Origin of the sequence: Mycobacterium timonense (genome assembly GCF_025821985.1) — a bacterium.
Lineage (GTDB): Bacteria > Actinomycetota > Actinomycetes > Mycobacteriales > Mycobacteriaceae > Mycobacterium > Mycobacterium avium.
Genome location: NZ_JACKSY010000051.1, coordinates 83,236 through 103,463 on the forward strand (window position 1 = coordinate 83,236; position 20,228 = coordinate 103,463).

Genomic DNA, 20,228 nt, shown 5'->3' on the forward strand with positions numbered 1-20,228 from the left:
AGCTGCGGTGGACGACGATTGCCTGAAACTCACCACCTACCTGGCCGAGCGGAGGCGGGCCGGGAACCGCTTCGTCTCCGACGTCCTGCTGGACCTGTACGCCCGCCACCGGGTGGAGTGCGCGGTGCTGCTCCGCGGCATCGGCGGGTTCGGCACCGGCCACCGGCTGCGCAGCGACGAGTCCCTCACTCTGTCGGAGGATCCCCCGGTAGCCATCGTCGCGACCGACACCAGGGCCAAGATCGAGGCGCTGCTCGATGAGGTGCTGGCCGTCAAACAACGCGGCCTGGTCACCCTGGAGCGGGCCCGGCTGCTGCACGCCGACGTCGCCGCGGCGCGGCCGCCCGAGGGTGACGCCGTCAAGTTGACCGTCTACCTCGGCCGCAAGCAGCGCGTCAACGGGGCGCCGGCCTACATCGGGGTCTGCGATCTGCTGCACCGACGCGGCCTGGCCGGCGCCACGGTGCTGCTGGGCGTCGACGGTGTCGCGCACGGAGAACGCCGCCGCGCCAGCTTCTTCGGCCGCAACGTCGACGTGCCGATGATGATCGTGGTGGTCGGATCCGGCGCGCACATCGGGCGGGTGCTGCCCGAGATCGCCGCGCTGCTGCGCCGGCCGCTGTTCACGCTGGAACGGGTCCGGGTATGCAAGCGCGACGGCCGATTGCTGGAGCCGCCGCACGCCCTGCCCGGCGTCGACGAGCGCGGGCTGCCGCTGTTCCAGCAGCTGACCGTGTACACCTCCGAATCCGCGCGGCACGGCGGCGTGCCGATTCACCGCGCGATCGTGGCGCGGCTGCGTCAGGCGACGGCGGCCGACGGCGCCACCGTGCTGCGCGGCGTCTGGGGTTTTCACGGCGACCACCCGCCGCACGGGGACGGGTTGTTCGCGCTGACCCGACGGGTGCCCGTGGTCACCATCGTCGTCGACACGCCGGCCCACATCGCCGAATCCTTCGCCGTCATCGACGAATTGACCGGCGCCGAGGGCCTGGTCACCAGCGAGATGGTGCCCGCGCTGGTGTCCGACGACGGCGGGCCCGGCGCCGGGCGGATGGCCCGGCACCGCTACTAACTCAGCCGGCGACCGAGGCGTCGTAAATCGACTGGATCGCCTTGTCCAGCGTCGCGTTGAACTGCTCGTCGGACTGGTCGACCGTGAGGCCCTCGGTGAGCGCCCGGCTGAAGCTGGCGATCAGGCCGGCGTTCTTGGCCAGCAGCTCATTGGCCTCCTCGCGGGAGTAGCCACCCGAGAGCGCCACCACCCGCATCACCTTGGGGTGTTCGATCAGCGGGCGGTAGAAGTTGGCCTCGGTGGGCAGGCTCAGCTTGAGCATCACCCGCTGCCCGTCGGGCACCGAGTCGAGTTGCTTGGTGATCTCGTCGCGCAGGATGCCCTCGGCCTTGGCCTTGTCGGCGATCGAGATGGTGACCTCGGGTTCGATGATCGGCACCAGCCCGTGGGAGAGCACCTGGTGGGCGAGCTCGAACTGCTGGGCGACCACCGCGGCGATGCCCGCCGGGTTGGCGCCGCCGATCACCGACCGTTCCTTGGTGCCGAACACGCCCTTGCTCACGGCCCGCTGCAGCAGCTCGTCGAGCCCGGGGATCGGCTTCATCAGCTGCACGTCATCGGACGCTTCGGCCAGACCCTTGTCGATCTTGAGGATGGGCACCACGCCCTTGGTCTCCCACAGGTAGGTGGTCGACGGCTTGCCCTCGATGTCGCGGTCCATGGTCTGCTCGAACAGGATCGCCGCCAGCACCCGGTCGCCGGTGAACGCCGGCGAGGTGATGATCCGCGACCGCATCTGGTGGATGAGGTCGAACATCTCCTTCTCGGAGGAGTACGCGCTGTCTTCGATGCCGTACAGGCGCAGCGCCTTGGGCGTCGAGCCGCCGCTCTGGTCGAGCGCGGCGATGAACCCTTTGCCCGATGTCATCCGCTCCGCTTGCTGTTGGTTCGACATTGAACTCTCCCACTTCCTCATGGCCCTCACGGGCACACCGCACATGGTCCGCGCCGGCGCGGCGCACCCGGCCTCCGACTTTTGAGATGCCCGCGCGCGCTCGAGCTTGGATCGTGCCGATCATATTCGCCGCATCCCGGACGAGCGTGCGGGAGGGTACCGCCGCCGCGGGTCCGGTAAACGTCGGCGCCGGCGGCCGGCGGACCCAGCATCGGGCGACGGCGCCCGCAAACCGTCCGGCATTTTGGGCGTGCTACACCGCGTGTCCTACCATTGACTAAACGCGTGTTAGCTGGATCTGCACTCGCAGCGCAGATCGACGGGGTGCGTCTCCCCCGCAGGCGAGCGAGTTCCCGTGGGGTTGAATCAACAGCCCCCGGATATGGCAGTGGCTGTTTTCGATAGCTAGCGGTGTCCCCCGCAGGGACCGAATGTGAGTGATGGACCATGGGCGAACAACCCGGCGATCTCGCCGACCCCACCCCCTTCGAGGTGGGCAAACACCAGGTAGATCAGGCGGTCGTGCTCACCGTCTCCGGCGAGGTGGACATGCTCAGCTCGCCGATGCTGGCCGAGGCCATTCAGACCGCCCTGGCCGCCAAACCGGCCGCGCTGATCGTCGACCTGTCCAAGGTCGGGTTTCTGGCGTCGGCCGGGATGACCGTGCTGGTGACCACGCAGGCCGAGCTGCAGCCACCGACAAAGTTCGCGGTGGTGGCCGACGGCTCGGCCACCAGCCGGCCGATCAAACTGATGGGAATCGACAGCGTGCTGTCGCTCTACCCGAGCCTGAACGACGCGCTGAGCGCCCTGTCCGGTGCGTGAGCCGCGCCGGGGCTGATCGATGACCGGTCCCGGTTCGCGCGGACGCGAATGCCTGATCACTGGGCGCGGGCCAGCACCTGCTGGATGCGTTCCTGCCGCGGCAGCACCGGGCCGTCGTCGAGGGGTTCGTCGATGCCCAGCTCGGCCAGTCCGGCCTTGGTCAGCAGCCCGGTGCCGTAGGCGGCCAGCACCAGCTTCTGGTCGTCGCTGTGGCCGTCCTCGACGAGCATCGCCCCGATGAGGCAGATGACCGCCATCTTGTAGGCGTTGAAGGCCCGATACCAGGGCCGGTTGACCGGCTCGATGCCGCTGGCCGACTGGTAGTGCGCCAGCAGGGCGTCGATGGGCAGCGCCGCGGGATGGCTGTTGATCCCGACCGGCTGCATCCACAGCATCTCCAGCCAGCCGATATCGGTGAGCGGGTCGCCGACGGTGGTCATCTCCCAATCGAAGACCGCGCTGACCTCGCCGCCGGTGAAGGCGAAGTTGCCCGGTTTGGCGTCGCCGTGCACCAGCGTGATGCGCGGGCACGGCGCAGGCTTACCGGCAAGCAGCGCCCGGTGCAGCCGCTCCAGGGCGGGCAGCGGCCCGCGTTTGACCCGGTTCATCTCGGCGGCCCAGTGGCCGAGTTCGCGATCCAGGTGGCCGGCGCCGTCGTCGAGGGTGGCCAGTCCGGTCCGGGTGAGGTCGACGGTGTGGATCGCGGCCAGTTGTTCGGCCAGGCTCTCGCACATCCTGGCCACGGTGTCATCGGACGCATCGGCGGGCGGCTGCATCTCGTAGACCTCGCCGGCGACCCGTTCCATCACGAAGAACGGCCGGCCGAGCACGTCGCCGGTGGGTTCCAGCCACAGCGCCCGCGGCGCCCGGACGTCGGTGTCGGCCAGGGCGCGCAGGATGCCGAACTGTCGCGCCAGGTCGTAGGGCTCCAGCAGCGCCGGCGGGCTGGGCCGCAGCCGCAACACCACGTCGCGCCGCTCGTCGCGGCCGCGCCGGGCCGCGATGACGCTCATCGTCATCATCTCGGCCGAGTGCCCGAAGCTGACCCGGTCGATGCCCTCGACCCGCACGTCGTCGGCGTCCGGGAGCAGGCCGCGCAGCCAGCCGGTCAGCCGTCGTTCCCGCTCGGCGCCCAGCGTCACCGGTCGGCCCCGTCGCCGTCGGCCGGCAGACGGTCCACCGGCGTCTTGTCCTGGGTGAACGCGGACATGTCCATGGCCCTCCAATTGGGGTAGCGACGATAGCCCTGCCCGCCGAGCAGCAATTCGAAGATGCCCCAACCGGTGTGGCCGTCGCGTTCGAAACGCATCAGCTGGTCGAGCGCCATCGATTTGTCCTCGGTCTCGGTCAGCTGCTCGGGATCGCCGCTGTCCCAAGCGAAATGGATGAAGTAGGCGCCGCCGCCCAGGTCTTCGTAGTGGCAGTGCGCCATCGGCAGCCCGTAGTAGGCGTTGACCTGCGGATGGGGCGCCTCGGCGACCACCCGGTGCGCCCGGCCGTCTTCGTCGGTGAACACGAGCACCGCGCGCACGGGCCGCTTGCGCTCGCCGTCGAATTCCACCTCGTGCTCGATCTTGACAAACCGTTTGGACAGCGTCCCGTCGGCATAGGTGATGCCGCCGTCGACGTAAAGGACTGTGCCGTCGCAGGATTCGATGACCCACGCTTCGATGGCGTGGTCGCCGAACCCGGCGTCCAGCCACAACCAGAAGTCGATCCGGTCGGAGACCCGCACCCCGAAGGTGCGGTCCCGGCCGCCGTGGAAGCCGTCGACGCTGACGCGTTGGCCGTCGATGCGCACCCAGCCGCTCCAGCGCCCCGGTTCTTTCATGTGGTACATGTCGGCCAGCAGCCGGCCGTCCGGGCCGGACACCTTCATCGGCAACAGCTCCCACATCGGGGCGGTGGGTTCGTAGTAGAGCTCCCATTCGATGCCGGAGTTGTTGGGCCCGACGTCGAGTCGCCACTTCTTCAGCGGCTCGACGCAGGTCCAGCGCATCGGCCCGGCGCGCAGCTCACCCCTGTCGTCGCCGGTGACCGGCCGCCCGGACAGCAGGTCCCAGTGCCGGCCGTCGGCGAGGCTGACCTTGACGTAGCCCAGCCCGCTGGCGGTGTTGGGGTTGTTGCCGTAGCCGCTGGCCAACAGCATGGTGCCGTCCGGTGCCGCGGCAAAGAAATAACAGCGATCCGACCAGGTCGGGTCGGCGTCGTGCACCTGGTCGAAGGTGGTCGGAAGCTGGTGGGTGAACGACTCGTCGGCGGCGGAATACCCCATCAATCGGCCTTTCTGGCTAGCAATACGGTTGCGCGGCAAGGTATTTCGTCAACAGGTCCGGCCCTGTCCACGCTGCTGCGGATCCGATAGTCAAGCCGCACAACGCATCCCGTAACATCGCCGCCATGGAACCGAGCCGGCGGTGGGGCGACGACCGCGCGATCCTCGACGACGAGGAGGCCCGCAGACGGATCCTGGAGGCCGCCGGCCGCTGCATCGTGCGGCGCGGCAACACCCAGTTCCGGATGGGCGAGGTCGCCGACGAGGCGGGCGTGTCACGGTCGACGGTCTACCGCTACTTCCCCGGACGCGACGACGTGCTGCTGGGCCTGATGCTGCGCCGAGTGGACCACGCCCTCGCGGAGTCGGTGCGCTCGCTGCCCGCCCCCGAGGACCCCGTTCGCTCGGTGCCGCGGATGGTGCTGGCGCGGGTGGAATCGGTGGACGGCAACCCGCTGAACGAAGCGTTGTTCGCCGCCGAGAGCACGGCGATGGCCAGCGCGCTGCAGAAGGGCTCCGAACCACTGGTCGAGCTGCTGCTGCGGCATTACGGCCCGCTGCTGGAGCGCTGGAAGGCGGCGGGGCTGCTCTACCCGGACGTCGATTTCCGGTCCGTCGTGCAGTGGTTGCACACCGCGACGCTGTTCCTGCTGGCGCCCTCCTGGCGATATCGGCCGCACGCCGACAAGCGCCGGTTCGTCGAGCAGTTCGTGGTGCGGGCCTTGGTGCCACAGATCAGACAATAATCGTATATTGTCTGATGTCCAGACGTTCGAGTGGTTTTCCTCCCGGACGCCGGTGTTCAGCACGCAGCACCGCAACCGGTCGGCGAACCAGGATGGTTGGACATGAAAAACCCTGTGGGACAAGCTTTCTCATTCCTGGGCCTGGCGGCTCACCTGGGTCGCGGCGCGGGCCGGGTGTCCGTCGACGCGGTGCTGGGCGGCCGGTTCGGCCTGCCGCGCACGGTCGACGAGATCGACCCGGCGGTGCTGTCCCGGGTGATGGGCACCACGGTGCGGACGGTGCGGGTGCTCAGCCGCGACGCCGGGACGTCCTCGCGGGCCCGGCTGGTGCTGACCGGCAAGGACGTCCCCGACTCGGTGTTCGTCAAGGTCGCGGCCCAGACCGCCGCCACCCGCCTGATGGGTGAGCTCGGCCGGCTCGGCTGCACCGAGGTGCGGTTCTACCGCCAGCTGGCGCCGCAGGTGGTCGGCGTCCCCTACTGCTACGGCGCCGCGTTCGACGCCTGGACGGGCCGCTACCTGCTGGTGCTGGAGGATCTGCCGGCCGAGGCGTGCGAGTTCCCGGACACCTTGCACCCGCTGTCCGCCGACCAGGCCGGCCTCGTCGTCGAGCTGCTGGCCGACCTGCACGCCACCTTCTGGAACCGGTTGCCCCGCGACGGCCGCGGCCCGCTGGGCTGGCTCTACACGCCGTCCGGCGACGTCACCTCCCTTCTGACCGGGTCGCTGATGCACAGCTCGATCAAGCGGCTGGCCGAGCGCACCAGCATCCCGGTGCGCGACGGCGTCTTCATCGCCGACAACTACCGCGCCGTCGCCGCCCTCATCGACACCGCCCCGCACACCGTGATGCACGGCGACGCCCATCCGGGCAACATGTACTTCCACGGCGGCAAGGCCGGGCTGCTGGACTGGCAGGCGGTGCGGCGCGGGCATCCGTCCCGGGAGCTGGCCTACACGCTGATCACCAGCCTGACGCCGGAGGATCGCCGGGCCACCCAGCGCGACCTGCTCGACGACTACCGCCGCGCGCTGGCCGCGGCCGGCGGCCCGCAGCTGGACCGCGACGAGCTGTGGCTGCGGTTTCGCCAGGCGGCGCTGTACGCCTACGCCGCCCCGCTGATCACCGCCGGCATGGGCGGCATGCAGGTCGAGGACATCGCCATGGAAGGGCTGCGGCGAGGCGTCGCCGCGCTCGAGGACCTGGAAACCGTCGCCGCCCTGAAGAGTTCGCTCTAGCTCTGGCGGCCCCGCCCGGCGGCACCGAAATTCCGCCGAAGCTCTTGCCTTCGCCGCGCCACGAGTTACGCTACCTACCGTAGCGAAATATGGCGCGTGCGGCGCCCAGCCCTCCGAGACAGCCCGCGGCGGCGAAGAGGAGTCTCATGTTCGACCTGAAAATCACCGGCGGAACCGTCGTCGACGGGACGGGCGCGCAACGCTATCGCGCCGACGTCGGCATCAGGGACGGCAAGATCGTCGACGTCGTCCGCGCCGACGGCTCCGAGGCCGGCGGCCTGGCGACCGCCGAGGCCGCCGAAACCATCGATGCCACAGGGAAAATCGTGGCTCCCGGCTTCGTCGACATCCACACCCACTACGACGGCCAGGTGAGCTGGGACAGCCTGCTCGAGCCGTCCAGCGGTCACGGCGTCACCACCGTGGTCACCGGCAACTGCGGGGTCGGCTTCGCCCCGGTGCGGCCGGGCACCGAGCAGTGGCTGATCGAGCTGATGGAGGGTGTCGAGGACATTCCCGGCACCGCGTTGACCGAGGGCATCACCTGGGGGTGGGAGACCTACCCCGAATACCTCGACGCGATCGGCAAGCAGAAGTTCGCCATCGACGTCGGCAGCCAGGTCGCGCACGGCGCCATCCGCGCCTACGCGATGGGCGAGCGCGGCGCCCGCAACGAGCCGGCCACCCCCGACGACATCGAGGCGATGGGCCGGCTGGTCCGCGAGGCGATCGAGGCCGGCGCGCTCGGCTTCTCCACGTCGCGCACGATGGGCCACCGCGCGATGGACGGCGAGCCCGTGCCCGGCACGTTCGCCGCCGAGGAGGAGCTGTTCGGTCTGGGCCGCGCCATGGCGGCCGGCGGTCAGGCGGTGTTCGAGCTGGCCCCGCAGGGGGCCGCGGGCGAGGACATCATCGGGCCCAAGAAGGAGCTGGACTGGATGCGCCGGCTCAGCGGCGAGATCGACCGGCCGGTGTCGTTCGCGCTGATCCAGGTGGACGCCGACCCGAACCTGTGGCGCGAGATGCTGGACCTGTCCGCCGATGCGCACGCGGCCGGCGCCCGCCTGTACCCGCAGATCGCGGCGCGCCCGTTCGGCATGATGATCGGGTTCCAGGGCCATCACGGTTTCAGCCACCGGCCCACCTACCGCCGGCTGGCCGCCGAGTGCAGCCGCGAGGAGCTCGCGCAACGCCTCGCCGACCCCGCGGTCAAGGCCGCGATCCTCGGCGAGGACGACCTGCCCGTCGACCCGACCCTGCTGTTCGACGGGATGTTCGCGCTGGTGCAGCACTCGCTGCACCGCCTCTACGCGCTGGGCGACCCGCCCGACTACGAGCCCACCCCGGACCGCACCGTCGCGGCCATCGCCGAGGCGCGCGGCGAGGACCCGCTGGCGACCCTGTACGACCTGATGCTCGATGCCGACGCGACCAACATGCTGATGCTGCCGCTGTTCAACTACGCCGACGGCAACTGCGACGCCATCCGCGAGATGCTGCTGCATCCCGCCGGGGTGCTGGGGCTCTCCGACGGCGGGGCGCACTGCGGCATGATCTGCGACGCCTCCTACCCGACGTTCCTGCTCACCCACTGGGCGCGCGACCGCAGCCGCGGCGACAAGCTGGCGTTGGAGTACGTGATCCGCAAGCAGTCCCGCGACACCGCCCACCTGTTCGGGCTCACCGACCGCGGCACGATCGAGCCCGGCAAGAAGGCCGACATCAACGTGATCGACATGGACGCGCTGCGCCTGCACCCCGCGGCGATGGCCTTCGACCTGCCGGCCGGCGGCAACCGGATCCTGCAGGGCGCCAGCGGTTATGCGGCGACCATCGTCAGCGGGACCGTGACCCGCCGCAACGACGTCGACACCGGGGCCCGGCCCGGCCGCCTGGTCCGCGGGGCGCGCTGAGGGGCGCCGCGGCGATGGCTGCGGCGGCCGGCAATCCGGCGCGCACCCGCGACGAGGATGCCATCGGCACCCCGCCGCCGGGCCCGACCCTGGTGCCCGCCGAACGCTACTACTCCCCCGCCTTCGCCGCGCTCGAGGTGGAGCGGATGTGGCCGCGGGTGTGGCAACTGGCCTGCATGGTCGATCACGTCGCGACCCCCGGCGACTACTTCGAATACCGTTGCGGGCCATACGGTGTGCTGATCGTCCGGGACGACGACGGCGCGCTGCGGGCGTTCCAGAACGTGTGCCGGCACCGCGGCAACTCGTTGTGCAGCGGCTCGGGTTCGGGCCTGCGGGAGCTCAAATGCGGCTATCACGGCTGGACCTGGGACCTGGCCGGCGCGCTCAAACGGGTGCCCGACCGCAAGGGCTTCGGCTCGCTGCGGCTGTCCGACTATCCGCTGATCCCGGCCCGGGTCGACACCTGGGCGGGCCTGGTCTTCGTCAACCTGGACCCCGACGCGATGCCGCTGCCCGAATACCTCGAGGCGATACCCGAGGACATCGCCTGGTGTCGGCTCGACGAATTCCGTTGCTACGCCACCCTCACCGTCGAGGTCGACGCCAACTGGAAGACCATCGCCGACGGCTACAGCGAGACCTACCACATCCAGACGTTGCATCCCGAGCTGTTGCGCTGCGTGGACGATATCCATGCGCCGCAACAGATTTGGCGGCATACCGGAAAGTCCGATCAGCCCTACGGCGTGCCGAGCCCACGTTTCGAGGGCGCGCTCAGCGACGAAGAGGTCTGGGACGCTTACGTTTCCACCCAGGGCGCGCTGATGGGTGCAGCCGAGGGCACGCCGTTTCCCGCCGCCGACCGCCGACCCGGGCAGACGGTGGCCGACCTGATCGCGGACCGCACCCGGGCCTTCGCCGCGACCCGCGGCGTCGATTTGGGCTGGGCCGACACTGATCGGATCACCCGGCTGCACCAGTACAACGTCTTTCCCAACATGACGTTTCTGACCAACGCCGACCACCTCACCGTCATGTGCTCGCGGCCCGCGCCCGACCCGGCCGCCGCGCCCGACAAGGGCGAGCTGGTGATGTTCCTGACCACCCGGATGCCGCCGGGCGCGCCGCGCACCAAGCCGACCGATGTCCGGATGAGCGCCGGGGAAGCCGAGCCCGGGCTGGTGCTTACCCAGGACATCGCGGTGCTCGCCGGCCTGCAGCGCGGCATGCACCAGCCCGGCTTCACGCATCTGGTGCTGTCCAGCGAGGAGCGGCGGGTGATCAACATGCACCGCAACCTGGAACGCTACCTGGACCTACCCGCCGCACAGCGGATGAGCGGCGGTGCCGGGACGTGACCGCCGGCCGCAGAATCCGTGTACACAACGCCAAAGCGGGCCCCGGCGATTTAGAATCCCGCTTGTGATGACCCCGTCTTACCCCTGGGGGGACGATCGAGGGCAACTTGCGCAGCAACTACGGCTGCGGTATCACACGCTCCGCCGGCGGCGCGCGCGGCGACTGTGCCACAGTTTCGAACGGGTGGGTGTTCGGACGGCGCCGGAGCGGCTGCGGGAAATGCTGGCGGGCGCGCCGCTGGCCGCTCATGAAGTGATCAACGTGAATTTCGCGTTGATCGCGATCCAGCTGAACCGGGAGGCCCGGGTCGCCCGGTACCGGCGGCTCAGGCAGCGCGGAGCCCGCTCGCTGATGTTCGCCGGGCTGATCATGGTGGTGATCAACTTCCTGATGTGCATGGCCTACCTGCTGCTCAATCTCGCGGAGCCGGCGGCGCCCCTGTAGGCCCCCGGTGGCTCGTCAGCGCGGGGCGACGATGCCGTTGTCGTAGGCGTAGACGATCGCGGCGGCCCGGTCGCGCAGATCGAGTTTGCCGAAGATCCGGCCGATGTGGCTTTTCACGGTGACCCCGGAGATGCACAGCTCGTCGGCGATCTCGCTGTTGGACAAGCCTTTTCCGATCAACGTCAACACGTCCCGCTCGCGGGTGGTCAGTTCGGCGATCGCGGCGCCGTGGGAGCCGGGCGCGGCCTTGCGGTAGGTGGTGAGCACCCGCGAGGTCACCGCGGGGTCGAGGTAGCCCTCGCCCCGGGCGACCGCCCGCACCGCGCGGATCAGTTCCTCGGCGGAGGAGTCTTTGAGCACGAAGCCCGCCGCGCCGGCGCGCAGCGCACCGGACAACAGCTCGTCCTCGTTGAAGGTGGTCAGCGCGAGCACCGGCGGTCTGCCGCCCAGCCGACGGGTCGCCTCGATGCCGTCGACGCGGCGCATCCGCAGGTCCATCACGACGACGTCGGGCCGGTGCGCGGCGACCGCGGCGGGCACCTCGTCGCCGTCGGCGCACTCGGCGACGATGACGAATCCGTCCTTGCGGCGCAGGATCCGGCGCAGCCCGGAACGCACCAGGTCCTGGTCGTCGACGAGCAGCACGGTGATCTCGGGGGCCGGGTCGGTCACGCCTTACCACACCACCACGGTCGCCAGGAGCCGTCGCTTTCCTGCAGAGGGATCTCGGCGCACACCGACCACCCGTCCCGGGTGGGGCCGACGTCGATGGCACCGCCTAGCAGCTCGACGCGCTGGCGCATGCCGCGCACGCCGCGCCCCTCCGGCGACCGCGCGGCCACCACCGCCGCCGGCAGTATGTTGGTGACCGCCAGCCGCGCCGACGCCGGGGAAATATCAAGCACCACACCGGCTTTCGACTCGGGCGCATGCTTGGCGATGTTGGCCAGCGACTCCTGCGTGATGCGGTACAGCGCCAGCCCCACCGCCGGCGAGACGTGATCGGTGGGTCCCTCGACGCACAGCGTGACGGCCAGGCCGGCGCGGCGGAAGCCGTCGACCAGGGACGCGACGTCGTCGAGGCCGGGTTCGGGGGTGGTCGGCGCGGCTTTGGTGGGCCAGTTGTCCAGCAGCCCGACGGTGCGGCGGATGTCGGCCATCGCCTGGCGGCCCAGCCGTTCGGCCTGCTCGAGCGCCTCCACCGCGTCGTCGACGTCGCGATCCTGCTGCAACGCCCGCCGCGCCCCCGTCACGTGCAACAGCGTGATGCTCAGCGAATGCGCGATGACGTCGTGCACCTCGCGGGCGATGCGCCGCCGCTCGTCGGCGGCGGCGTGCTCGGCCAGCATCTGCTGCGCCTCGATCTGTTCGGCCACCAGCAACCGTTGGGTGCGCATCAAGTAGCCCAGCAGCCAGGCCACCACGATGAACCCCAGGTACAACACGATCGCGTCGAGGCGGTGCAGCGCGGCCGCGGTGAGCAACAGCGCGGCCGCCGACGCGGCGGCCAGCAGGCCGCCCACCACCGAGGCCAGCGTCGCGACGACGAGGACCATCAGGACCAACAGGGCCGGCGCGAAATCGGCGCGAATGGGCGTGGACGTGCCGAACAGCGTCAGCGCGGTCGACGCCGTCCAGGTCGCCCACAACGGCCCCGGGGTCATTTTCATGTTGAAGACGAAGAACGCCACCGTGGGCGACAGCGCGATGGCGAACGCGGTCAGCGACACGGGCAGGTCGGCGGCGGGCCGCTGCAGCGTCCCGATGGTGCCGCCGAGCAGCAGGGCCGCATCGACGGCGATCAGCGACGCCCACGTAAGACCGACGGGAATCAGCTCGCCGCGGCGGCGAAGCTGTTCGCGCAGGTGACATATTGCGGCGCGCAACATCGTCCAATCCTAGAAGAGCCCCGCCGGCCGCCACATCATCCCGCGGTCGGCACCCGGCTCCGCCCGTGGTAGGAGGCAAAGACTGAACTTCGGCACGACGCGCGAGGGCTTGCACTTTCCTAGCGTCGAGTCATGACATGGGCACTGCTGCACGACCGGATGGCCTTCATGGCCGAAGTGATCAAGACCGCCGAGACCGACCCGTCCGCGGCGCTCGCGTTGATCGACAACTCCCCCAGGGTGCCCGAGCTGTTCGGCGACGCAGAGGGATTGATGTTGTCGCTCGGCCAGCGCTGGATCACCACGCTGGTGGCCAAGCTCGACCAGGCGGCCCACGAGGGCACGTCGGCCGAACAGGTGCGGGCCGATCTCGAGGCCGCCTCGCCCGGGCTGCACGCGCTGGTGACCATCGGCGCGCGTCGCTCACTGCGGATGCGGTCGATGGCGCGCGGTGAGCACGTCGCCGTCAGCCTGTTCGGCGGGCCCTCGGGCGATCGGCAGACCGTTGCCTGACCGGCCGGGCATCCTCGGGCGGCTGACCGGCCGGTACGCGCTGCTGGTGGTGGGGCTGTGGGTGCTGGCCGCGGCCGTCGCCAATGTGGCTGTGCCGCAACTGGAACGGGTGGTCGACAGCCACGCCCGGTCCTTCATGCCGCCCGGCGCCCCGAGCGCGGTGGCCGCCGCCCGGGCCGCCCAGTTGTTCGACCAGACGCCGAGCAACAACTTCGTTTACGTTGTGCTGGAACGCAATCAGCGGCTGGGCGCCGGCGATCGGCAGTTCTACGACGCGTTTACGGCGGCGCTGGGCTCCGACCACCGGCACGTGTACGCGGTGACCGACCTGTGGTCACAGCCCGCCACCGCGGCCGGCGCCCAGAGCACCGACGGCCAGGCCGTCAGCGTGATGGTCCGGCTGGCCGGCATGCTCGGCACTGCCCAGGCCCGCGATTCGGTGAACGCGGTGCGCGCCACCGCCCAGAAGCTCGGCCCGCCGGCCGGCCTGCAGGTCCATGTCACCGGCCCCGGCGCCACCATCGTCGACGAATTCTCCGCGATCGACCGGCAGATGCTGGGGATCACCGCCGCCACCATCGGCCTGATCCTGCTGTTGCTGCTGGTGGTGTACCGGTCGCCGGTCGCCGCGGCGATCCCGCTGATCTCGGTGGGGCTCGCCCTCGCGCTGGCCCGCGCCGTCGTCGCCGCCCTCGGGCAGGGCAATGTGGTTGAGGTGTCGCTGTTTTCGGTTGCGCTGATGGCCGCCATGACACTGGGCGCCGGCACCGATTACGCGATCTTCCTGGTGGGCCGCTACCACGAAGCGCGGCGCGGCGGCGTCGCGCCGGCCCAGGCGCTGACCGTGGCCTACCGTTCCATCGCGCCCGTGGTGATCGGGTCGGCGCTGACCGTGTCGGTGGCATTGGCCTGCCTGGTTTTCGCCCACGTGGGATCGTTCCGCAGCGCCGGATTACCTTGTGCCATCGGCATTCTGGCCACCATGGTGGCGGCGCTGACGTTGACTCCCGCGCTGATGAGCCTGGCGGTGCGGCGCGGATACCTGGAACCGCGGCCGTCGCGCACCGCGCGGCGCTGGCGCCGGGTGGGCACCACCGTGGCGCGCTGGCCCGGTCCGATCCTGGTCGCCGCGTTGGGGTTGACCCTGCTGGTCGCCCTGCCGCTGGCCGGCATGCGGATCGGCTTCAACGAACCCGCCGCCACGCCGTCGTCCACCGACTCCAACCGCGGATACGCAAGCGCCGGCCGGCATTTCCCGGAGAACGCGTTGCTGCCCGACGTCATCGCCATTCGGGCCGACCACGACCTGCGCAACCCGGCGGGCTTGATCGCCATCGAACGGATCACGCGGCACATCATGGCCGTCCCCGGCGTGCGTGCCGTGCAATCCGCCAGCCGCCCGGACGGCAAGGTGCCCGAACAGGCGACGTTGAGCTATCAGGCCGGGGTGCTGGGCCGCCAGTTCGGCGACACCGTGGATTCGCTGACCCAGCGCCTGGCGCGGGTCTCCGAGCTGGACGGCGCGCTGGCGCAGACCCAGCACGCGGTGGATGGCCTCGGCAACGGATTGCGCGGCGGCAGCGCGGGTTTGGCCGACATGTCGGGCGCGGCCGACGATATGCGGGCCGGGATGGACGGCCTGCAGCGCAACGTCACCACGGTGTCGGGCTACCTCGACCCGCTGCGCGACTTCGTCGGGCGGACCCCCGACTGCGCCGCCAACCCGATCTGCTCGACGGTGGACCGGGTGCTGGCGCCGGTCGACAGCCTGGTGCAGACGTCGGCGCAACTCGGCTCCGGAGCCGCGAAACTGACCACCGGCTCCAACACCGCCGCCACCGCGATGGCCGGGCTGCCGCAGAACGTTGACGCGATGAAAAGCGCCCTGACGCAGGCGCGTTCGGCGACGCGCGATCTGCTGGGACTATCCGACACGCTGGGGCCGCAGATGCGCCAGCTGACCGACTACCTCAACGAGATCAGCACCCAGTTCCAGGGCAGTGCCGCCGCGGATTTCTACCTGCCGCAGCGCGCGCTCACCGATCCGCGCTACACCGCCGTGCTGAACCACCTGATCTCGCAAAACGGCTGCGCCGCTTACCTGTTGGTGTACGGCGACGGCGCGGAGTGGGGCGCCGACGGTGCCGAGCGGGCCGAGCAGGTGCGCGCGGCCATCAAGGAGGCCACCAAGGAAGGCACCCTGACCCCCGTGGAGGTCGACCTCGCCGGGGTCGGCCCGGTCACCGCCGACCTGCAGCGCTTCGTGGCCGACGACACCCGGCTGCTGGTGGGCGCCGCGCTGGTGCTGATCTTCCTGATCGTCACCGCGATGCTGCGCAGCCCCGTGGCGGGCCTGGTGGTGGTCGGGACCGTCGTCACGTCATACGCCTCGGCGATCGGTGCCAGCGTGCTGGTCTGGCAGCACCTGCTGCATCAGGAGCTGCACTGGGCGGTCGCCCCGATCGCGTTCATCGCGTTGATCGCCGTCGGCGCGGACTACAACCTGCTGCTGGCGTTGCGCATCAAACAGGAAGCGGCGGCGGGACTTCGGACCGGGATCATCCGCGCCTTCGGCGGCACCGGCGGGGTGGTCACCGTCGCCGGCATCATCTTCGGGCTGACCATGCTGGCGCTGCTGACCAGCAGCGTGCTCAGCATCGCCCAGATCGGCACCACCATCGCCGTCGGTCTGCTGCTGGACACTCTGGTGGTGCGGGCGTTCATCGTCCCGTCCATCGTGGCGCTGTTGGGCCGCTGGTTCTGGTGGCCCAGTCCCCTGCCCCGCCGCGGCGTCGCACGCGTCGTGAAAACGGTTGAGCCGCAACCGGTCAGCGTCGCTACTGCGGTGTGATGACCGTGGACGGCAGCCCGACCAGCACGCCCTCGACGTCGCCGTCGGCGCTGAGCAGCAGGCCACGTCCCGGCGGCAGCGCCTGGGCGCGGACGTTGCGGTTGATCCGGTTCTGCGGGTCGTTATCCATATACAGCTGAGCGACTTTCGCGGAGTTCTGGAACCTGATCCACGGATCCATCTGCAGGGTGGCCCAGTTCGCGCTGTTGCGGGTGGTGAACACGTGCAGGCCGATCTGGCGGGCCCGCTCCATCAGCTTCCACAACGCCGCGCCCACCGGCGGCTTGGGCGGGTAGCTCTGATCGGGCCGCAGGTCGCCGATGTCGTCGATGAGCACGAAATGCCGTGGGCCTTCCCACGGTTTGAGGGCGCGCAGCTCCTCCTGGCTCAGGCCCTTGGGCGGCAGCCGGGGCAGCAGGATCTGTTGGGCCAGTGCGGTGATCACCTCGTCGATCTCGTCCTGGTCGTAGGCGTAGGCGCGCACATAGCCCGGGCCGTGCAGATCGCGCAGCCCGTGCGGAGCGGTCTTGGGGTCGATCAGCGTCAGCTGCGCTTCCTCCGGGCTGAACCGGCTCATGATCGCTTCCCCGATTGCCACCAGCGACAAGGTCTTTCCGCAGCCTTGCCGCCCCAGGATCATCAGCCCGGGGCTTTCCCGGAGGTTGATGGGCACCGGGCCCAGCTCGTGCCGCTCGCCGATGGCGAACGCGATCGACAGGTCGTCCCCGCTCGGGTGTGCAGCCTGGTACTCCAGGATCGTCTTGAGTTCCACCCGCTGCGGCAGCCGCTGCAGGGTGGCGTGCTTGGTGACGCCCGCGACGTCGGCGATGCGGGCACCCACGTCGACGATGCTGACCATCTGGCCGGTCGCTGGGTCGGTCAGCGCCGGCACCCCCACCCGCAGCTCGTGCAGGCTGTCGGTCAGCCCGAACCCGGGCCGGTTCAGCGTGCGCCGGGCCGCGTCGCGTGACTCCAGCGACGAGTGCCCCATCTGGCTTTCGCTCGGATCGGCCAGCCGCAATTGGATTCGCGCCGTGGCGTTTTGCAGCAGGCTCTGCCGCTGCCCGTGGATCCAGCCGCCCGCGCTGCACATCACGTGCACCCCGTACTCGGGGCCGCGGCTACTCAACGAGATGATGCGGTCACCCAGCACGGTGTCCTTGGAGTACAGGTCGTCGTAGTCGTCGACCACCACGAACACATCCCCGAACGGGTCGTTGGCGTCGGTGCCGCCCAGCCCGTCACTGCCCGGACCGAAGCGGCGCTCCCGGAACCCGTCGAGGTCGATCTTGAGTTGCCGGAACGAATTCTCGCGGGCGTCGATCAGCGCGTCCATGCTGCTCAAGATCCGCTCGATGCCCTCCGCGTCCTTCGGGGACACGATGTCGGTGACGTGCGGCAGCGAGGCGGCCTGGGCCAGCGTCGCCCCGCCGATGCAGAAGAACGTCACCCGCGCCGGGCTGTACATCGTTGCGGCCGAGCACATCAGCGTCATCAGCGTGGTGGTCTTGCCGCGCTGCTTGGCGCCGACCACGATCACGTTGCTGCGCAGCGCGTCGACGGCGTGGACCACCTGCTTGGACTCCTCGGGGATGTCCATGACACCCACCGGGAACATCAGGCCCGGGTTCTGCCCGTAGTCGACGTGCCAGGGCTTGCCCCGGTACCCGGCGACCAGGACGTCGATCGGTTCGGGATCCTCCAGCGGCTCCAGCCAGGGCCGCCGCGGCGAGCGGTGCGGCACGTTCTGCAGCGACTCGCGCAGCACGTCCACGATCTTCTTGCGCTTGAAACCGTCTTCGTAGTAAAGGAATTCGTCCGGCTCGGCGTCGACGGCGGCGGCCTGCTCCAGCGCGGTCGCATCGGCGGCGTCCAGCGGCTGGTACTGCCAGTTGTACAGCCGCGGCTTGGTCAACGTCATGTCGACGGTGGCGGCGACCTCCTTGGTCTTGGGAACCACGAACGGCGCGGACAGGTAGAAGCAGCGGAACGGCTCCAGGTCGCGCGGCCCCACCTTCAGCAGACCGAAGCCGTTCTCCTTCGACGGCAGGTGGTAGGCGGCGTCCGAGCCGATCACCTCGCGGCTGTCGTCCCCGGATTCGGCGCGCAGCGCGATGCGGAATGCGATGTTGGACTTGACCTTTTGCAGCGAGGACAGGTCCAGGCGCTGGCCTCCCAGCATGAAGAAGACGTTGGCGCCGCGGCCCTCCTGACCGATGTGGATGATGAGGTTGATCCACTTCTCGTGGTTGGCGAACAGTTCCAGGTACTCGTCGACGATCACCAGCAGGACCGGCACCGGGGGCAGATCGCGCCCGGCGAGCCGGATCTCCTCGTAGTCGTTGGCGTCACGTGCGCCCACCGAGGTGAACAGCTCGTACCGCTGTTTGATCTCGCCGTCGATGACCCGGCGCATCCGCTCGGCCAGGTGCCGTTCGTCCTTGCCCAGGTTGGACAGCGCGGCCACGACGTGCGGGATGCCCAGGATGTCCTGGGCCGCCGACTCGAACTTCATGTCGACGAAGATGACGTTGAACGTCTCCGGCGAGTGCGTCAGCGCGATGCCGTAGACCAGGGACAGGAAGAACTCCGACTTGCCCGAGCCGCTGGTGCCGATCACCACCGAGTGGAAACCGAAGCCGCCGAAGTCTTTTGCCCGGATGATGATGTTCTGCAGCTCGCCGTTGGGTTTCGCCCCCACCGGGACCTCGCACCAGCGTTCGTCGCCGCGGCCCCGCCGCTCGGCCCACAACCGGTCCACGTCCAACTCCCGGGGGTCGCTGATGCCCAGCGCCCGCAGCAGTTCGGTGGCGCCGCTGACCGAGTCGTCGATCTCGCTGCGGCTGGTCGGCGACCACCGCGCCATCGCCCGCGCGTACCGGTAGGCGCGGTGGATGGACAGCTGGTCGGCGTGGGCGAAGAACTTGTTGCGCACCCGCAGCAGCGGGGCCGGGCGGCCGTCCTCGCCGTCGGCGTCCGAGCCGTTGCGGCGCAACGCGATTTCGCCGTTGGTCGAGCCGTTGGGTGTGCTGTGCCGCTCGCTGAGCTCGAACACCTGGTCCTTGGCGAAGCCGACTCCGGTGCCCACCCGGGATGCGATGCGCAGCAGCGTGATTCCGGCCTTGCCGACCTGGCCGACCACGCTCTCCCAGGCATCGGGGCTGCCGGTGTTGTCGTCGACGATCACCAGGTGCGGGCCGAGATCGACGGTGTCGGTGGCGGTTTCCAGCGCCGAGCCCATGGCGGTGGGGCTGGCCGCCGCCAGCGGTGTCCAGGGACCGCGTTTGCCTTTCATGTGCAGCTCGGCGCCCAGGGTGGCCTCGAGTTCCTCCGGGGTGGCGAAGACCAGCCGCCGCCACCCGCAGGCGTCGAACAGCTCGTCGTGCAGGTTGTGCGGCAGCCACACGATCCACGACCACACCTCGGGATTGCGGGTCACCACCAGCAGCTTGACGTCGCGCGGGTTGTGGAACACCGCCAGCGAGCACAGCACCGAACGCATCAGCGACCGCAGCCGGTCCAGGTCCTCGCCGACGAAGCTGAATCCGGGTGCCGAGCGCAGGTTCACCACCTTGGCGATGTCGCGAATCTTGCGCTGCTCCAAGATGAAATCGCGCAGGGCCTGCCCGGTGACCGGCTCGAGCTCCTCGTCGGAGGCGATGTCGGGCCAGGTCACCGACAGCACCGAGTCCGGCGCATGCTGGACGCCGGTGCCCAGGCGCACCTCCAGGAAGTCGTCGTCGCCCCGGCCGCGTTCCCACATGCGCGGGCCGCCGATGATGGCGCCCAACCCGCGCGGGTCGGAGTGCACCGAGTTCTGCCATTCGCGTTGCGCGCACACGGCGCTTTGGATTTCGTCGCGGTTGCTGTCCAGGTCCCGGAGATAGCGGCGGCGGCCCTTTTCCATTTCGCCCCAGGTGATCTTGCGGGCCCGCCCGAAGCGACCGGAGAACGCGAGCATGCTGAAGGCGCCGATGCCCATCAACGGGAAGAAACCGGTGGACAGGCTGCGCACGCCGGAGACGTACAGCATGACGATGGTGCCGATCAGCGCGACGATCAGGGCCGGAACCCCGATCATCACCCAGATGTTGCGCGGTTCGCGTTCCGGCAGGGCGATGGGGGCGGCGGGTGCCACCCGAACCGGTTTCGGCGGCTCGATCTTGACGCGGTTGATGGGGAACGCTTTCTTGGACATTCT

General features: G+C 69.8%; 15 protein-coding genes. 9 read left to right on the forward strand and 6 right to left on the reverse strand.

All coding sequences use genetic code 11. The features are described from left to right. The first annotated feature begins 7 nt into the window (after positions 1-7). Positions 8-1,075, forward strand: coding sequence for a DUF190 domain-containing protein (locus H7I87_RS14460; protein ID WP_023860865.1), 1,068 nt, complete (start codon positions 8-10; stop codon positions 1,073-1,075). Between the two features lies 1 nt (position 1,076). Here H7I87_RS14460 and H7I87_RS14465 read toward each other — a convergent pair whose 3' ends face one another. Continuing rightward, complete coding sequence (locus tag H7I87_RS14465; protein ID WP_011726574.1) at positions 1,077-1,970, reverse strand: fructose bisphosphate aldolase; 894 nt, start codon at positions 1,968-1,970, stop codon at positions 1,077-1,079. 447 nt (positions 1,971-2,417) lie between these two features. Here H7I87_RS14465 and H7I87_RS14470 point away from each other — a divergent pair, with 447 nt between their 5' ends. Continuing rightward, positions 2,418-2,795, forward strand: coding sequence for an STAS domain-containing protein (locus tag H7I87_RS14470; protein WP_003874328.1), 378 nt, complete (start codon positions 2,418-2,420; stop codon positions 2,793-2,795). 56 nt (positions 2,796-2,851) lie between these two features. Here the strand turns inward: H7I87_RS14470 and H7I87_RS14475 are convergent, their stop codons facing one another. Then, on the reverse strand, positions 2,852-3,937 hold the full coding sequence (locus tag H7I87_RS14475) for a phosphotransferase family protein (protein WP_062886330.1): 1,086 nt from the start codon (positions 3,935-3,937) through the stop codon (positions 2,852-2,854). Continuing rightward, positions 3,934-5,070, reverse strand: coding sequence for an Rv3169 family protein (locus tag H7I87_RS14480; RefSeq protein ID WP_031344928.1), 1,137 nt, complete (start codon positions 5,068-5,070; stop codon positions 3,934-3,936). The genes H7I87_RS14475 and H7I87_RS14480 overlap by 4 nt, the downstream gene beginning before the upstream one ends. 125 nt (positions 5,071-5,195) lie before the next feature. Between H7I87_RS14480 and H7I87_RS14485 the strand changes: the two genes are divergently transcribed. From H7I87_RS14485 to H7I87_RS14505, 5 genes are all read left to right on the forward strand, one after another. After that, positions 5,196-5,816, forward strand: a complete 621-nt coding sequence (locus tag H7I87_RS14485; RefSeq protein WP_003874331.1) for a TetR/AcrR family transcriptional regulator — start codon at positions 5,196-5,198, stop codon at positions 5,814-5,816. A gap of 102 nt (positions 5,817-5,918) precedes the next feature. Further along, positions 5,919-7,055, forward strand: a complete 1,137-nt coding sequence (locus H7I87_RS14490) for a phosphotransferase (RefSeq protein ID WP_011726578.1) — start codon at positions 5,919-5,921, stop codon at positions 7,053-7,055. A gap of 146 nt (positions 7,056-7,201) precedes the next feature. Next, complete coding sequence (locus H7I87_RS14495; RefSeq protein WP_011726579.1) at positions 7,202-8,968, forward strand: N-acyl-D-amino-acid deacylase family protein; 1,767 nt, start codon at positions 7,202-7,204, stop codon at positions 8,966-8,968. 14 nt (positions 8,969-8,982) lie between these two features. Next, positions 8,983-10,329 carry an aromatic ring-hydroxylating oxygenase subunit alpha gene (locus H7I87_RS14500; RefSeq protein ID WP_011726580.1) on the forward strand — a complete coding sequence of 449 codons (1,347 nt, stop codon included), beginning with the start codon at positions 8,983-8,985 and terminating at the stop codon, positions 10,327-10,329. 184 nt (positions 10,330-10,513) lie between these two features. Continuing rightward, positions 10,514-10,774, forward strand: coding sequence for a hypothetical protein (locus tag H7I87_RS14505; protein WP_003878281.1), 261 nt, complete (start codon positions 10,514-10,516; stop codon positions 10,772-10,774). 15 nt (positions 10,775-10,789) lie between these two features. On the opposite strand, the gene H7I87_RS14510 is transcribed toward H7I87_RS14505, so the two are convergent. Next, entirely contained in the window at positions 10,790-11,446 is a 657-nt protein-coding gene (locus H7I87_RS14510; protein WP_063967075.1) for a response regulator, read from the reverse strand. After that, a complete protein-coding gene (locus tag H7I87_RS14515; RefSeq protein WP_023880692.1) occupies positions 11,443-12,663 on the reverse strand; it encodes a sensor histidine kinase in 1,221 nt (406 codons plus the stop codon). The genes H7I87_RS14510 and H7I87_RS14515 overlap by 4 nt, the downstream gene beginning before the upstream one ends. Before the next feature lie 132 nt (positions 12,664-12,795). Between H7I87_RS14515 and H7I87_RS14520 the strand changes: the two genes are divergently transcribed. Both H7I87_RS14520 and H7I87_RS14525 read left to right on the forward strand, forming a co-directional pair. Further along, complete coding sequence (locus H7I87_RS14520) at positions 12,796-13,176, forward strand: hypothetical protein (RefSeq protein WP_003874340.1); 381 nt, start codon at positions 12,796-12,798, stop codon at positions 13,174-13,176. Beyond that, a complete protein-coding gene (locus H7I87_RS14525; RefSeq protein WP_062891087.1) occupies positions 13,169-16,027 on the forward strand; it encodes an MMPL/RND family transporter in 2,859 nt (952 codons plus the stop codon). The genes H7I87_RS14520 and H7I87_RS14525 overlap by 8 nt, the downstream gene beginning before the upstream one ends. On the opposite strand, the gene H7I87_RS14530 is transcribed toward H7I87_RS14525, so the two are convergent. Beyond that, on the reverse strand, positions 16,014-20,225 hold the full coding sequence (locus H7I87_RS14530) for a type VII secretion protein EccC (protein WP_023867179.1): 4,212 nt from the start codon (positions 20,223-20,225) through the stop codon (positions 16,014-16,016). The genes H7I87_RS14525 and H7I87_RS14530 overlap by 14 nt on opposite strands. Positions 20,226-20,228: the final 3 nt, after the last annotated feature.